The 14,612-nt window shown below is 66.3% G+C and carries 11 protein-coding genes; 6 read left to right on the top strand and 5 right to left on the bottom strand.

Translation table 11 applies throughout. The features are described from left to right. The first annotated feature begins 87 nt into the window (after positions 1-87). From CHB77_RS06305 to rnr, 4 genes are read left to right on the top strand one after another with little or no spacing between them, the layout of a single operon-like run. Positions 88-852 (top strand): sulfite exporter TauE/SafE family protein, encoded by a 765-nt coding sequence (locus tag CHB77_RS06305; RefSeq protein WP_089387336.1) that lies wholly within the window; start codon positions 88-90, stop codon positions 850-852. A gap of 1 nt (position 853) precedes the next feature. Continuing rightward, positions 854-1,993, top strand: coding sequence for a succinyl-diaminopimelate desuccinylase (dapE, locus tag CHB77_RS06300; protein ID WP_089387335.1), 1,140 nt, complete (start codon positions 854-856; stop codon positions 1,991-1,993). Then, positions 1,990-2,406 (top strand): GNAT family N-acetyltransferase, encoded by a 417-nt coding sequence (locus tag CHB77_RS06295; RefSeq protein WP_089387334.1) that lies wholly within the window; start codon positions 1,990-1,992, stop codon positions 2,404-2,406. The genes dapE and CHB77_RS06295 overlap by 4 nt, the downstream gene beginning before the upstream one ends. Positions 2,407-2,417: 11 nt before the next feature. After that, complete coding sequence (gene rnr, locus CHB77_RS06290) at positions 2,418-4,658, top strand: ribonuclease R (RefSeq protein ID WP_089387333.1); 2,241 nt, start codon at positions 2,418-2,420, stop codon at positions 4,656-4,658. A 63-nt stretch (positions 4,659-4,721) separates the two neighbouring features. On the opposite strand, the gene CHB77_RS06285 is transcribed toward rnr, so the two are convergent. Then, complete coding sequence (locus CHB77_RS06285; protein ID WP_423212882.1) at positions 4,722-6,074, bottom strand: HlyD family type I secretion periplasmic adaptor subunit; 1,353 nt, start codon at positions 6,072-6,074, stop codon at positions 4,722-4,724. 149 nt (positions 6,075-6,223) lie between these two features. Beyond that, positions 6,224-7,975 (bottom strand): type I secretion system permease/ATPase, encoded by a 1,752-nt coding sequence (locus tag CHB77_RS06280; protein ID WP_089387331.1) that lies wholly within the window; start codon positions 7,973-7,975, stop codon positions 6,224-6,226. A gap of 223 nt (positions 7,976-8,198) precedes the next feature. On the opposite strand from CHB77_RS06280, the gene CHB77_RS06275 reads away from it, so the two are divergent. Both CHB77_RS06275 and CHB77_RS06270 read left to right on the top strand, forming a co-directional pair. After that, the gene (locus CHB77_RS06275; RefSeq protein WP_242626548.1) at positions 8,199-8,903 is read left to right on the top strand and encodes an MlaA family lipoprotein; all 705 of its coding nucleotides are present in this window, start codon (positions 8,199-8,201) and stop codon (positions 8,901-8,903) included. Next, complete coding sequence (locus CHB77_RS06270; RefSeq protein WP_089387601.1) at positions 8,875-9,495, top strand: MlaC/ttg2D family ABC transporter substrate-binding protein; 621 nt, start codon at positions 8,875-8,877, stop codon at positions 9,493-9,495. Before CHB77_RS06275 ends, CHB77_RS06270 begins: the two co-directional genes overlap by 29 nt. Before the next feature lie 131 nt (positions 9,496-9,626). Here the strand turns inward: CHB77_RS06270 and CHB77_RS06265 are convergent, their stop codons facing one another. The 3 genes from CHB77_RS06265 to CHB77_RS06255 form a co-directional block, all read right to left on the bottom strand. Further along, positions 9,627-10,481 (bottom strand): hypothetical protein, encoded by an 855-nt coding sequence (locus tag CHB77_RS06265; protein ID WP_089387329.1) that lies wholly within the window; start codon positions 10,479-10,481, stop codon positions 9,627-9,629. 90 nt (positions 10,482-10,571) lie between these two features. Then, entirely contained in the window at positions 10,572-12,833 is a 2,262-nt protein-coding gene (locus tag CHB77_RS06260) for a transglycosylase domain-containing protein (RefSeq protein ID WP_089387328.1), read from the bottom strand. Positions 12,834-12,990: 157 nt separating this feature from the next. After that, positions 12,991-14,394, bottom strand: coding sequence for an ammonium transporter (locus CHB77_RS06255; RefSeq protein ID WP_207303020.1), 1,404 nt, complete (start codon positions 14,392-14,394; stop codon positions 12,991-12,993). Positions 14,395-14,612 lie beyond the last annotated feature (218 nt).

Genomic DNA, 14,612 nt, shown 5'->3' with positions numbered 1-14,612 from the left:
TTATGCGCAGAACGATTTCATGGCGAACGAAAATGACCTTTTCAAGCGGCATTTTCATTTTGCTGCCGGGCCGCTAGCGTGCGCCTCATGTTTGGACTGGATCCCTGGCAATTCTGGACGATCTTCGCCGTCACGGCCTTTGGGGGGTTCGTGAAGGGTGCCATCGGCTTTGCCATGCCGCTTATCATGGCTTCGGCCTTTGCGTCGATCCTGCCTCCGCAGACTGCCCTGGCCGCGCTGATCCTGCCGGTGCTGACCACGAACGTGCATCAGGCCCTGCGCCAGGGACCAGCGGCCGCCGCGGCCTCGGTACGCAATTTCCGCTGGCATATCGCCATGGTGCTGGCCTTCCTGCTGCTGTCGGCGGGCTTTGCCCGGACGATACCGCAGGGGCTGATGTATCTGCTGCTGGGCGGGCCGATCCTGGTCTTTGCGTTGTGGCAACTGGCGGGCCGGCCGCTGACCCTGCCCATCCATCACCGCCGCCGGGCCGAGATCGCGACCGGCATCGTGGGCGGTCTGTATGGCGGGATTTCCGGCATCTGGGGACCGCCGCTGGTCGTGCTGCTGCTGTCGCTGGGCGTGGCCAAGCAGGAACAGGTCCGGGTGCAGGGAGTGGTGTTCTTTCTGGGCGCCGTCGGCCTGACCGCCGCGCATCTGGTATCGGGCATCCTGAATGCGCAGACGATCCCGCTGTCCGCCATGCTGTGCATCCCCGCCTTTGGCGGGATGCTGTCCGGCTTTGCCTTGCAGGACCGCATGGATGTCGGCCAGTTCCGGCGCTGGACGCTGGTCTTGCTGGTCCTTACCGCCCTGAACCTTTTGCGCCGTTCCCTTTCCGACTGGATATGACATGATTGATGCCGCCGACCTGACCGCCCGCCTGATCCGCTGCCCATCCGTCACGCCCACCGAGGGCGGCGCCCTTGTCCTGCTGGGCGACCTGCTGACGGATGCCGGGTTCGAGGTTCACCGCGTGGACCGGAACGGCACGCCCAACCTGTTCGCCCGCTGGGGCGCCAAGGGCGCGGCGCGGACCTTTGGCTTCAACGGCCATACCGACGTGGTTCCCCCCGGCGACCTGGGTTCCTGGACGCACCCCCCCTTCAGCGGCCATGTCGAGGACGGGGTGATCTGGGGGCGTGGCGCCACCGACATGAAATCCGGCGTCGCGGCCTTTGTCGCCGCCGCCATCGATTTCGTCCACCAGGCGCCGCCCGACGGCGCCGTCATCCTGACCGTCACCGGGGACGAGGAGGGCACATCGCGCGACGGCACCATCGCGTTGCTGGACTGGATGCGCGACAACGGCGAACGCATGGATGTCTGCATCGTCGGAGAGCCGTCGAACCCCGAGATCATGGGCGAGATGATGAAGATCGGCCGGCGCGGATCGGCCACCTTCACCATCACCGCCAGGGGGGTGCAGGGGCACGCGGCCTATCCGCACAAGGCCAGGAATCCCCTGCACGCGCTGACGGCGTACCTGAACGACCTGATCGCGGCGCCGCTGGACCAGGGGACCGATCATTTCGACCCGACCGGGTTGCAGATCACCAGCATCGACTGCGGCAATCCGGCGTCGAACGTGATCCCGGAAACGGCGCGGGCGGTGGTCAACATCCGCTTCACCGACCTGCACACCGGGGCCAGCGTCCAGGCCGACCTGACCGCGCGGGCGGATCGCGTGGCCCAAGCCACCGGGGTCGCGCTGTCCATCGACACCCATATCAGCGGAGAGGCGTTCCTGACCCAGCCCGGCCCCTTTGTCGATCTGGTGCGCAGCGTGGTCACGCAGGAAACCAACCGCCAGCCGGTGCTGTCCACCACGGGGGGCACGTCCGATGCGCGGTTCATCAAGGATCACTGCCCGGTGGTCGAATTCGGTCTGGTCGGCGCCTATATGCACCAGGTGGACGAACGGGTGCCCGTGGCGCAGGTCCATCAGCTCAAGACCATCTACCAGCGGATTCTGGAAAAGTATTTCGAATGAAGATCGAGACGACCACCGACCTTGCCGCCTGCCACGCCCTGCGCCGCGCCGTGTTCATCGAGGAACAGGGCGTGCCCGAGGCCGAGGAACTGGACGGACGGGACGACGGGGCCATTCACCTGCTGGCGACGCAGGACGGCCAGCCGGTCGGATCGGCACGCATCCTGGTGCAGGGCGACACGGGCAAGATCGGCCGCGTTTGCGTTCTGGCATCGGCGCGCGGCACCGGCCTTGGCGCGGCGCTGATCGGGGCGGCGCTTGACGTGCTGCGGACGCGGCCGGGCATTGCGCGAGCCAAGCTGGGATCCCAGACCCATGCCATAGGGTTCTATGAAAAGCTGGGCTTCGCCGCCCATGGCCCGGTTTACGACGATGCCGGAATTCCGCATCGTGACATGATCCGCGAACTGTAAGGAGTTCCGCGATGGCTACGCTTCCCAGCAAAGAGCAGATCATGGAATGGGTCGCGGACAATCCCGACGCCAATTCCAAGCGCGACATCGCCAAGGCTTTCGGCATCAAGGGCGCCCTGCGGATCGAATTGAAGCGACTGCTCAAGGAACTGGAAGCGGACGGACAGATCGAGCGCCGCCGCCATTATCTCGACGCCGAACGCCTGCCGCCGGTCACGGTGCTGGAGCTGCTGCCGCCCGACGGGTCCGGCGACCTGTTCGCGCGCCCGCTGGAATGGCATGGCGACGGCCCCCAGCCGCGCATCCTCTATGCCCCGCGCGAAAGCGATCCGGCCCTGGGCAGGGGCGACCGTTTCCTGGGCCGCCTGGTCGAGGTTCCGGGCGAGGACCACCAGTACCAGGCCCGCCTGATCCGCCGCATCACCGCCGCCCCCCACCGCATCACCGGCATCTTCCGCAAGGAGGCCGAAGGGGGCCGCATCGTCCCCATCGACAAGGGCCAGGACCGCGAATGGCGCGTCCGCCCGGACATGACCCTTGGCGCCGAAAGCGGCGAACTGGTGCAGGCCGAACAGGTCGGTCCCAAGGGCCGTCTAGGTCTGCCGATGGCCCGCGTCATCGACCGGCTGGGCGATCCGTCCGCCCCCCGCGCGGTCAGCCTGATCGCCATCCACCAGCACGGCATTCCCGATGATTTTCCCGACGCCGTGATCGCCGAGGCCGAGGCGCAGAAGCCCGCCACCATGAAGGGCCGCGAGGATCTGCGCGACCTGCCGCTGGTGACGATCGACCCGTCGGACGCGCGCGACCATGACGACGCGGTGGCCGCGCACATCGAGGACGACGGCGGCGCGACCATCTGGGCCGCCATCGCCGATGTCGCGCATTACGTCATCCCCGGTTCCGCCCTGGACCGCGAGGCTTGGCTGCGCGGCAATTCCACCTATTTCCCCGACCGCGTGGTCCCCATGCTGCCCGAGGCGCTGTCGGCGGATCTGTGTTCGCTGCACGAAGGCGTGGACCGCCCGGTCATCGCCGTGCGGATGCGGCTGGACGCGCAGGGCAACAAGATCGGCCACAATTTCCATCGCGGTATGATGCGCAGCCGCGCGTCGCTGGCCTATGAACAGGCGCAGGCCGCCGCGGATGGCAAGCCCGACGCCCAGACGGAACCGCTGATGGACAGCGTGATCCGGCCCCTATGGCACGCCTATGGGTTGCTCAAGGATGCCCGCGCCCGCCGCCAGCCGCTGGATCTGGATCTGCCCGAACGCCGGATCGAGCTGACCCCGGATGGCCGCGTTCAGTCGGTCAACTTCCGCGAACGCTTCGACGCGCACAGGCTGATCGAGGAATTCATGGTCCTGGCGAACGTCGCCGCCGCCGAGGAACTGACCCGTCGCCAGCGTCCCTTGCTGTTCCGGGTCCACGAGGAACCCAGCCTTGCCAAGATCGACGCGCTGCGCGAAGTCGCCCAGGCATCCGGCTTTACCCTGGCCAAGGGACAGGTGCTGCACACAAGCCACCTCAACCGCCTGCTGGCCCAGTCCGAAGGCACGGATTTCGACGAACTCATCAACATCAGCACCCTGCGATCGATGACGCAGGCGTATTACCATCCCGAGAACTTTGGCCATTTCGGGCTGGCGCTGAAAAGCTATGCCCATTTCACCTCGCCCATCCGGCGCTATTCCGATCTGATCGTGCATCGGGCGCTGATTTCCGGCCATGGCTGGGGCAAGGACGGACTCAGCCCGCAGGACATGGACCGCCTGTCCGAAACCGCGACCCATATCAGCGAAACCGAACGCCGCAGCATGGCCGCCGAACGCGATACGACCGACCGTTATCTTGCCGCCTTTCTGTCCGAACGCGTGGGGACCGAGATGACGGGCCGGATCAGCGGCGTCCAGAAATTCGGCGCCTTTGTCAAGCTGGACGAAACCGGCGCCGACGGCCTGCTGCCCATTCGCGCCATCGGCCAGGAGTATTTCCACTTCGACCCCGAGGCGCAGATGCTGGTCGGCAGCGACACGGGGCTGGAGATCGGGCTGGGCCAGCGCGTCACCGTCAGGCTGGCCGAAGCGGTGCCTATGACCGGAGGGCTGACGCTGGATCTGCTGGAACTGGACGGCCAGCCGCTGCCGCGCGGCCCGCAGAAGGGCAGGCGGGGCCGCAGCCCCCGGCCCATGGCGACCAAGGCGCGGCTGGCCGAGATCAAGCGGGCCACCAAACGCCGCCGCAAGAGATGATCCCGGCCCCTTGCCCTGCCTGAAACATCCTGCGGTCAGGCGGAGACGCAAAGCCCCCACCCGTCAGCTTTCGCGGAAGGCCCGGTTGAAATAATCCGCCAAAGGCTTGACCAGATAGGCCATCGGGCTGCGTTCCCCGGTCTGGATGAAGACCTCGACCGGCATTCCAGGGATCAGGGCCAGATCGCCCAGCTTTGCCAGTTGCTCGGCCGGGATCGTCACCTCGGCCCGGTAATAGGGCATCTGGGTCGCCTCGTCGATCAGCGCATCGGCGGATACCCGGCCCAGCACGCCGTCGATTTCCGGCGTCGTGCGCGACGAAAAGGCCGAAAAGCGCAGCACGACCGGCTGGCCTGCCTGCACCTCGTCGACGTTGATCGTCGCCAGCCGCGCGCCGATCACCAGCGGGCGGTCCTGGGGGATGACATACAGGACCGGATCGGCCGGTCGGATCACCGAGCGCGGGGTCGTTATCTGCATGTTGTAAACGATGCCTGCCGCGGGCGCGCGGATGTCCAGGCGGTTGATCTGTTCGATCAGGCCGCGGCGGCGTTCCGCCAGTTCGAGTTCGCGATATCCCAAGTCGCGCAGTTCCGTTTCCGCTTCCTCGCGCCGTTCGGATCCCAGGCGCAGTCGCTGGATGTCCAGTTCGGTCTGGCGCGTCTCGGCCGCGGCGCGACTGGCCTTCAGTTCGCCCAGCTGCCCGTCCAAGCTGGCCGCCTCTCGCTGCAAGGCCAGCACGCGGGACGCCTGCGCAAGACCCCGGTCCAGCAGGGATTGCTGATCCTCCAGTTCCTCGCCGATCAGGGCGCGCTGACGATCAAGCGCCGCGATCTGGGCGTCGATACCGTCAACCTGCTGGCGGACCTGCTCCGACTGTTTTTCCAGCTGTTCGATGGACTGGCGCAGCGTGTCGCGCCGGGTTTCGAACAGGCTGCTTTGCCCGTCGATCAGATCCTGCAGTTCGGCGCTGCCCTCGGCCGCTGACAGCAGGTCGGGCGGAAACTGCATGGTGGGGGAATCGGCGCGTTCGGCCTCCAGCCGGCCGCGGCGCGCAAGGATTTCGAAATACTGGCCTTCGACAATGGCATGTTCGGTGCGCAGCAGGTTGCCGTCCAGGCGGATCAGGGTCTGGCCGGCCTGGACCGTCTGGCCGTCCTTGACCAGGATCTCTTCGACCACGCCGCCATCCGGGTGCTGGACGATCTGGCGCTGCTGTTCGACTTCGACCTGTCCGCTGGCCACCACCGCCCCGGCGATGCGGCTTTGCATGGCCCACAAGGTGAATCCGCCCAGCAGCACGACGATGGCCAGAAGCCCCGTCACCACCGCCCCGCGCACCGACCAGCGGCCCGGATCGGGCGCCGGGATGGGCCGGGGCGGCGCCGGAGGGGAGGGCGGCGGCGCCGCGGGCATGGACGGGGCGGGCTTGGCGGGCCGGGGGGCCGGACCGGAGATCGGCCCCTCGACCGGCGCGCCGATGCGGCTAGACAGGATGCCGGTGCGGATGCCCGGCTGATGGGGGGCCGGGGTCTGGCCGCTCTGGGGATTGTCGGTCTGGTCGGTCATGATACGCCCCCCGTGCGGCCGGTTTCCTGCGATTTGATGATCTGCGCCGAATTCTGCACCATGTCCTGCAACACCTTGTCGCGCGGTCCGAAGGCGCGGCGCATCCCCTGTTCCATCACCAGCAGCAGGTCGCATTCGTTGATTGCCGCAGGCCGGTGCGCCATGATGATGACGCAGCCATTCTGCGCCTTGACCCGCCGGATCGCCGCGTTCAGCGCCTGCGATCCCTCGTTGTCCAGGTTGGAATTCGGCTCGTCCAGCACCAGCATCACCGGGTCGGGATACAGCGCGCGGGCCAGTCCGATCCGCTGGATCTGCCCGCCCGACAACCGCCCGGCGGCCTGGCTGATCCGCGTGTCGTAACCCTGCGGCAGATCCAGGATCATCTGATGCGCCGCCGCCGCCTGGGCCGCGCGCACCACGCGCGCCGGGTCCATCTCGGGCGAGAGGCGGGCGATGTTTTCGGCGATGGTGCCGTCGAACAGCGTCACCTGCTGGGGCAGATAGCCGATCATGTTGCCCAGAACGTCGGGATCGTACTGATCCAGGGTCGCCCCGCCCAGCCGGATGGACCCCGCGCCAACCGGCCACGATCCGATCAGCGCCTTGGCCAGCGTCGATTTGCCCGCCCCCGACGGTCCGATTATGCCAAGCGCCTGGCCCGGCGCCACCCCAAAGGTCAGGCCGCGCACCGTGGCGACGTTCTGGCCGGGCGGGGCGACGGACAGGTTGCGCACCTCGACCGTGGCTTCGGGGCGGGGCAGGGGGGTGTGGGTCTGCTGGGCGGGCTGGCGCGACAAAAGGCGGGCCAGCCGGTCCCAGGCGTCCTGGGATGCCTGAACCATCGGCCAGCCGCCGACCAGTTGTTCCACCGGCGCCAGGGCCCGTCCCATCATGATCGAACTGGCGATCATCGCGCCCGGCGTCAGCGCCTGTTGCAGCACCAGCCAGGCGCCCGCCGCCAGCATGGCGCTTTGCAGAAACAGCCGGAAGCTTTTGGAAAACACGGTGAATCCCGATTGCAGGTCGGCGCCGCGCACCGATTGCTCCTGCGCCTCGGCCCGCGCCTGACGCCAGCGGGCATAGGTGGCGCTGCGCATCCCCAGGGCGCCGATCACCTCGCCCTCGTCACGGTACAGGTCGGCCATGCGCTGCGCCTGCGCGGATGCCGCGCTGGATTGTTGCAACGGCGCCTTGGTCAGAATCCGGTTGGCCAGGATCGAGATGACCAGAATGGCGCCGCCGACCGTCGCCACCGCACCCAGAAGCGGATGAAAGATATAGACCGCGGCCAGAAACAGCGGCGCCCAAGGCAGGTCGAATACCGCCAGCAGCACGGGCGAGCCGATCAACCGCTGCACCGAATCCAGATCGCGCATCCCGCTGGCTGCCATCGCCGATTCGTCGCCCGAAATCGCCCCTTCGCGCAGGGCGGCGGTGAAGACCCGTCCCTCCATCCGGTCCTGGAACCGCGCGGCAATGCGCTGCATGACGCGGCTGCGGATGAAATCCACGAATCCCATCAGCAGGAACAGGAACACCACCAGCACGAAAAGCGCCGTCAGCGTTTCCACCGAACGGGACGCCAGCACACGGTCATAGACCTGCAACATGAACAGCGGACCGGTCAGCATCAGCAGGTTCACGACGGCCGAAAACAGCCCGACCGCCACCAGCAGGGGCAGGCCCGCAGCGCGCGCCTTGCGCAGTTCCTTGCTGCCATCGTGAAATGCGGGCGGTCTGCTCATCCATTCATCCTCTGACTTCGCGTCTTGGCCCCTTGGCCTTGCCGCAGGGGCCGTGCCCCAGTATGCGAGGCCCAGCCCTCGCGATCCGTGTCCTGTGCGGCTTTCTACCCGCATTATCCGAAAAAGGTTAGGAGATCCTTTGCGCCCCCAGACCCTCACCGCATTGCGTACCGCATCCCTGGGCCTCTGCATGGTCCTTGCGGGCTGCGCGTCGAAGCCTGTGATGCAGGACGGCATCCGAGTCAACGACCCCTACGAGACGCAGAATCGCCGTGTCCATGCCTTCAACAAGGCCCTGGACAGCCGGGTGATCGGACCTGCCGCAGACCTTGCCTCGGGCCGGAACCAAAGCGAAAGCGGGCCGGGGATCATGGACGGCGTAATCAACGTCGGGGCCAACCTGTCCCTGCCGGGAAAGGTCGCCAACAGCCTGCTGCAAGGCCGCCCGGAACCCGCGATCCGAAATTTTTTCCGCTTTGCCGTCAACACGACATTGGGAATCGGCGGCTTGATGGATCCCGCCGGACGCGATTTCGGATTGCCCGAACAGGATACCGATTTCGGCGAGACGCTGGCCGTTTGGGGGGTGCCCGAAGGCGCCTATCTGGAACTGCCCGTCCTTGGCCCCTCGACCCAGCGCGATGCGGTGGGCAAGGTCGTGGATCTGGCGATCGACCCGCTGCGCCGCCTGCTGCATCCCGACGCGGCATGGGCGACATTTGGCCTACGCGCCGCCTCAAAAGCCGGTGATCGGGCGCGCTTTGGCGACACGGTGGATAGCGTTCTGCAAGACAGTGCGGATAGCTATGCGCAAGTGCGGCTGATCTATCTGATGCATCGCCGCTATGAACTGAACGAGGAGGGGGCCGAGATTGACCCATATGCCGATACTGCCGCGGATGCCGTCATCGACCCCTATGCGCCCTGACCGGCGTGGCGTCCTGACGATGGCCGCGGGGGGCCTTGCGCTGGCCGTGACGCCCTGGCGCGCGGGCTGGGCCTTGGACGCCGATCAGGCGGGCGCGCTTATCAGCACCGCCCTGGGCGAGGTCTATCAGGTCATCAACTCGGGCCGCCCGCCCGCGCAGATGTATCGCGATTTCGAATCGGTCTTCGTGCGTTACGCCGATGTGGACGTGATCGCCCGGTCGGCTCTGGGACCGGCCGCGCGGCAGGCCAACCCGGCCGCGCTGTCCGCCTATACCCAGGCGTTCCAGGGCTATATCGGCCGTAAATACGGCAAGCGGTTCCGCGAATTCGTCGGATCCCGGATCGAGGTCACGGGCGCGCGCCCGCTGAAAAGCTTCTTTGCCGTCACATCGACCGCCTATCTGAACGGCCGCGCCCCCATGGAGGTCGAATGGCATGTGTCGAACAAGTCCGGCCAGGACCGGTTCTTCAACATCATCATCGAGGGCGTGAACATGCTGGCCAGCGAACGCGCCGAGATGGCGGCGATGCTGACGGCCCGCCGAGGGGATCTGGCGGCGCTGACGGCGGATTTACAGGGGGCGGGGTAGCTTGATTTCGCAACCGGATGGCTTACATTCGCGTCAGAAGCGAAACGGAGACCGTCATGCCGAATCCGCGCGAGGACTATCCCGAGAAGACCCCCGAAAAGCCGATCAGTGGCGATTTCTGATCTGGTTTTCTAATCTTCGGCCAGGATTTTCGGATTGAGGCCGGACCGTACGATCCGGTTTGGATCGCGGCCAAGTTCGCGATTGATCTCGGCCAGGGCTTTCAATCCCCATCGCAGCGTTCCGATTCGTCGCTTCGTCATTTCCTTGTGCACGGCAACCCGGCGTTCGGCCGACAGGGATCGAAAGAATTCGGTGTTGCAGTCATCAATCAGCGTGCGCATGTCGGCATATTCGGCATAGAACCGCAGCACGGCCGCGACGGTCTGCTCGTTCAGGGATGGGATGGTCTGCGAGGCGTTGTCGAAGGCGATCGGTTCGCTCTCGCGCGTGGAAAACGGATAATAAGGCAGCCGTCCGACACGGGCGTCCCACACGCCTGCACGTATCTGGCCTTGTGTCCTCAGGGCCGTCTCCTCGATGGCCTGGTTGTCCAATTTGTCCACATAGGCAAAGATTTCGCTTTGCAATGCCATAAGCGCGTCGCGGCGGGATTGATGTTTTTCCTCCTCGGCCACCAGAATCTTGACCAGAGCGGCAGCCAACCATCCCAAGGCCAGCATCGTGGCACTGACGACAACGGGGCGCGACCGGACAGGAATGATGGCTGTTGCCTCGAAGATCGTGAACAGAAGGGCGATCACGATGGCTAACAACGGCAGCATCACAAGGACGACCTTGCCAAAGCTGCGGCGTAGATAGGACGGAATGAAAACGGCATAAATCAGGCAGAAAAGCGCAAGAATGATCCAGACCATCGCCGTCGTGGCCATCTCGCCGTCCTGCTGTTTCCATGTTGCGGCGCCCGAAAAGGAAATGGTCAGACTGGCGATCGCAACCCGGTCGATGAACGTGCTGCTGGCCATCACCCTGCCGACACGACCCTGCCTTTTCCAGTCGTGAAAGCCTAGGAGGGATGTGGGGGCCGCGTCAATGGCGCCGCCCGCCATCAGGCGTCAATTCGCCCCCAGGATCCCGTTCAGCGCCCGGCTCAGCGCATCATCCGAACTGGCCGTGCTGCTGTCGCCCGGCGTCTGCGGGGCTGTAACCGGCGTGCCCACCACTTGTCCACCCCCCGGATTGGCCGAATTCACCGCCCCCGCCAACGCTGCTGCCAAAGGATCGTCCGCCGACCCCGAAGTCACGACCTTGGGCGCGCCGTCGTTCGACAGCAGGATGCCGCTGCCGTCCGGGGATACCGTGGACAGGGGCAGTTCCGGCAACCCCTCGTGGATGTCGGTCATCACGGCCTGCCAGATTTCGGCAGGAAGTCCGCCGCCAGTGACGCCTTTCAGGGGCGTATTGTCGTCGTTCCCCATCCAGACGCCCACGACATACTGTTCGGAAAAGCCCACGAACCAGGCGTCGCGATAGCTGCTGGTGGTGCCGGTCTTGCCCGCCACGGGACGGCTGCCCATCTTGGCGCGGGTGCCGGTGCCGCTGTCGATCACCTGCTGCATCATGTAGATGAGCTGGCCCGCCGCGCGCTGGCTGATGACGCGCTGGCCCATGCCGCCCGACTGGCCCATCAATGGCTGGTCGTCGCCCGCGATGCGCAGTTCGACAAGCCCGTAGGGCGCGACCGAGGTGCCGCCGTTGCGGATGCCCGCATAGGCGCCGGTCAGTTCCATCAGCGTGGCTTCCGACGCGCCCAGGCCCAGGGACGGACTGGTGGTCAGGTTGCTGACGATGCCGAAGTCATAGGCGACGCGGCGCACCTGATCGCGGCCCACCGCCTCTTGCAGGCGGATGGTGGCGGTGTTCAGCGACTGTTTCAGCGCGGTGGTCAGCGACACCGCGCCATAGAAGCGGCGGGTATAGTTCTGAGGCGACCAGGGACGCCCGCCCGGAATACGGATCGTCAGCGGCCCGTCCTCGACCCGGTCGCCGGGGCCATAGCCGGCCTCGAGCGCGGCGGCAAAGACAAAGGGCTTGAAACTGGATCCAGTCTGGCGCTTGGCCTGGACGGCACGGTTGAAGGCGCCGTTCACGATGCTGTCGCGCCCGCCAATCATGGCGCGCACCGCGCCGTCGGCGGACATCACGACCACCGCGGCCTCGGCCTTGCTGTTGTCGTTGACCTTTTCGTCGAAGACCCGGCTCAGCGCGCGTTCGGCGGCGGTCTGGATCCGCTGGTCGAAGGTCGTGCGGATCGTCACGTCCTCGGTCGTTTCGCTGGTCAGGAAGCCGGGACCGGATTCCATCACCCAGTCGGCAAAGTATCCGCCTGCCCGCGCCTCGGCCGCCTGGGACAGGCGCGCAGGATTGGCGCGGGCTTCCTCGGCCTCGGCCGGGGTCAGATAGCCTTCCTCGGTCATCAGGCCCAGAACGATGCTGGCGCGATTCCGGCTGCGTTCCAGGTTCGCGGTCGGCGCGAAATAGCTGGGCGCCTGCAAAAGGCCCGCCAGCATCGCGGCCTCGGCCGCATTCACGTCGGATGCGGGCTTGTTGAAATACCGCTGGCTTGCGGCCTCGAACCCGCGCGCCCCGCCGCCCATGTAGGACCGGTTCATGTAGATGCTGAGGATGTCATCCTTGGAATACTTGGCTTCCAAGGCAAAGGAATAGGGAACTTCCTTGATCTTGCGCCACAGCGAGGTGACGCGGCAGTCCTGTTCGAACTCGGCCTCGTTCTTCCAGCGGATCGGGTCGAAGGTGTCGCCCAGGCACAGCAGTTTCGCGACCTGCTGGGTTATGGTCGATCCGCCGTTGCCTTCCAGCGGGCCGCGGCCCTCGGCCATGTTGATCCTGATGGCGCTGGCGATGCCGCGCGGGCTGATGCCGAAATGCCAGTTGAAGCGGCGATCCTCGGTCGCGATCACGGCTTCCTTTAGGACCGGGGCGATCTGGTCGCTGGTCACGGCGCCATAGGTTTCGCCCCGCCAGGCAAAGACCTCGCCGTCCTTGTCCAGCATGGTGACGGACCCGCGCGCGCGGGCGTCGAACAGGGCCTCGGGTTCCGGCAGGCTGGCATAGAAATAGGCGGTGGCGCCGCCGACGATCAGGGCCACGACCATGGCCAGCCGCCAGATCGACCCCCACAGGATGCGCCAGATCAGGACGACGGTGCCCGCGATCGTGCGCGCCACGACATTGCCGCGCCGGGCGGGGGCCTTGTGGCGTCGCACGGGGGAATCCGGCTCGACCGGGGTGGTCGTGCGTTTGTCGGCAACAGGGCTGCGGCCCGTGCGCTTCGGGGTACCGTTCGGTCGTTTCATGGGTCAGGGGCCTGCGTGACTGTCCTGGCCGTTTGCCGGCCGAATTGGGCGCCACCCTACACCAGGAATCGCAAAAGGGGAATTGCCCGCACCAATCCGTGATTTGCGCCTGCGACAGGCCCGGCGGACGGCCGGGCCTGTCGCAGGGCCGCTTGTCTCAGTTATAGGCGTTTTCGCCGTGGGTGGTGATGTCCAGGCCCTGGCGTTCGTCGTTATCGGCCACGCGCAGCCCGATCAGCGCCTTGACGATGTGGATGGCGACAAAGGACACGACGCCCGACCACAGGACCGCAATCACGACGCCCAGCGTCTGGTTCCAGACCTGCGCGCCCATGGCGAATTCGGCCACCGCGTTGGCGCCGTAATCGAACACGCCCGTCCCGCCCAGCGACGGCGCGGCGAACACGCCCGTCAGGATCGCGCCGACGATGCCGCCGATGCCGTGGATGCCGAACACGTCCAGGCTGTCGTCGATGCCCATGCGCGGCTTCATGGCGATCACGAACCACATGCAAAGCAGGCCCGCGGTCAGGCCGATGGCGATGGCGCCCATCGGGCCGACGAAACCCGCCGCCGGGGTGATGCCCACCAGGCCCGCGATGGCGCCCGAGATGCCGCCCAGCAGGCTGGGATGGCCGCGAAACGTCCATTCGCCGAACGACCATGCCAGAACGCCCGCGGCGGTGGCGACAGCGGTGTTGACCATTGCCAGGGCGGTCAGGCCGTTCGCTTCCAGGTTGGATCCGGCGTTGAAGCCGAACCAGCCGATCCACAGCAGGCAGCCGCCGACCAGCGTGAAGGTCAGGTTGTGCGGCGCCAGCAGTTCCTTGCGATAGCCGATGCGGGGACCGGCGACCATCGCGGCGACCAGACCGGCCACGCCCGCGTTGATGTGGATGACCGTGCCGCCCGCGAAATCCAGGGCGCCGTGGCCGAACAGCAGGCCCGAAGGCGCGTCATAGGCGCTGGGGCCGCCCCACCACCAGACCATGTGCGCCATGGGCAGATACGAAAAGAAGAACCAGATCACCACAAACATCAGGATCGCGCTGAACTTCAGCCGTTCCGCCGTGGCGCCGACGATCAGGGCCGACGCGATGCAAGCGAAGGCCATCTGGAAGATCACGAAGGACAGTTCCGGAATCACCACGCCGGCGCTGAATCCCTCGACGTTGGAGGCGGTGGTGACGCCCGACAGGAACATCTTGGACAGACCGCCGATATAGGGGGTGAAGACGGTCACGTCCTCGGCCGTGGCCGCGCCGGTGAAGGCCAGCGAATACCCGAAGGCCACCCACAGGATCACCATCAGGCTGAATACCGTCAGCACCTGCATCAGCACCGACAGCATGTTCTTGGCACGCACCAGCCCGCCATAGAACAGCGCCAGGCCCGGCAGCGTCATCATCATCACCAGGATGGCGGAAATCAGCATCCAGGTCGTGTCGCCCTTGTCCGGCACCGGGGCCACGGCCTCGACCGCGACGGCAGCGTCCTGCGCGAAACTGGGTGCCGCAGCCCAAAGCGCGGCGGTGGCAAGTAAGGGAGCAGCCCTTGTCATCATCGAATCCCCTTCCATGCGGCACCGGACGCGCCGCCGATGCCCTTTCATTCCGGGGTTCGGCGCCGTTGCACAGGCTTCGGGCAAGGGTGGTCCAGCTTGGAACGAGAATTGCCGCTTTGGCGGGCCTTGTCGCGGCGCATCGCACAAAAAGAATGCAGATCTGGTTTCGGCGATGCCCGCATGACGTGCATGGACCTTGCCGAAACGTCTGAATC

The organism is Paracoccus sediminis (genome assembly GCF_900188295.1).
Taxonomy (GTDB): domain Bacteria; phylum Pseudomonadota; class Alphaproteobacteria; order Rhodobacterales; family Rhodobacteraceae; genus Paracoccus; species Paracoccus sediminis.
This window is presented reverse-complemented; position numbering and strand designations above follow the sequence as displayed.

Excerpts from the sequence above, each read along its gene's own strand:
- CHB77_RS06305 (WP_089387336.1), top strand. The coding sequence starts at position 88 with ATGTTTGGACTGGATCCCTGGCAATTCTGGACGATCTTCGCCGTCACG.
- dapE (WP_089387335.1), top strand. The coding sequence starts at position 854 with ATGATTGATGCCGCCGACCTGACCGCCCGCCTGATCCGCTGCCCATCC.
- CHB77_RS06295 (WP_089387334.1), top strand. The coding sequence starts at position 1,990 with ATGAAGATCGAGACGACCACCGACCTTGCCGCCTGCCACGCCCTGCGC.
- rnr (WP_089387333.1), top strand. The coding sequence starts at position 2,418 with ATGGCTACGCTTCCCAGCAAAGAGCAGATCATGGAATGGGTCGCGGAC.
- CHB77_RS06285 (WP_423212882.1), bottom strand. The coding sequence starts at position 6,074 with ATGCCCGCGGCGCCGCCGCCCTCCCCTCCGGCGCCGCCCCGGCCCATC.
- CHB77_RS06280 (WP_089387331.1), bottom strand. The coding sequence starts at position 7,975 with ATGAGCAGACCGCCCGCATTTCACGATGGCAGCAAGGAACTGCGCAAG.
- CHB77_RS06275 (WP_242626548.1), top strand. The coding sequence starts at position 8,199 with ATGCAGGACGGCATCCGAGTCAACGACCCCTACGAGACGCAGAATCGC.
- CHB77_RS06270 (WP_089387601.1), top strand. The coding sequence starts at position 8,875 with ATGCCGTCATCGACCCCTATGCGCCCTGACCGGCGTGGCGTCCTGACG.
- CHB77_RS06265 (WP_089387329.1), bottom strand. The coding sequence starts at position 10,481 with ATGGCCAGCAGCACGTTCATCGACCGGGTTGCGATCGCCAGTCTGACC.
- CHB77_RS06260 (WP_089387328.1), bottom strand. The coding sequence starts at position 12,833 with ATGAAACGACCGAACGGTACCCCGAAGCGCACGGGCCGCAGCCCTGTT.
- CHB77_RS06255 (WP_207303020.1), bottom strand. The coding sequence starts at position 14,394 with ATGACAAGGGCTGCTCCCTTACTTGCCACCGCCGCGCTTTGGGCTGCG.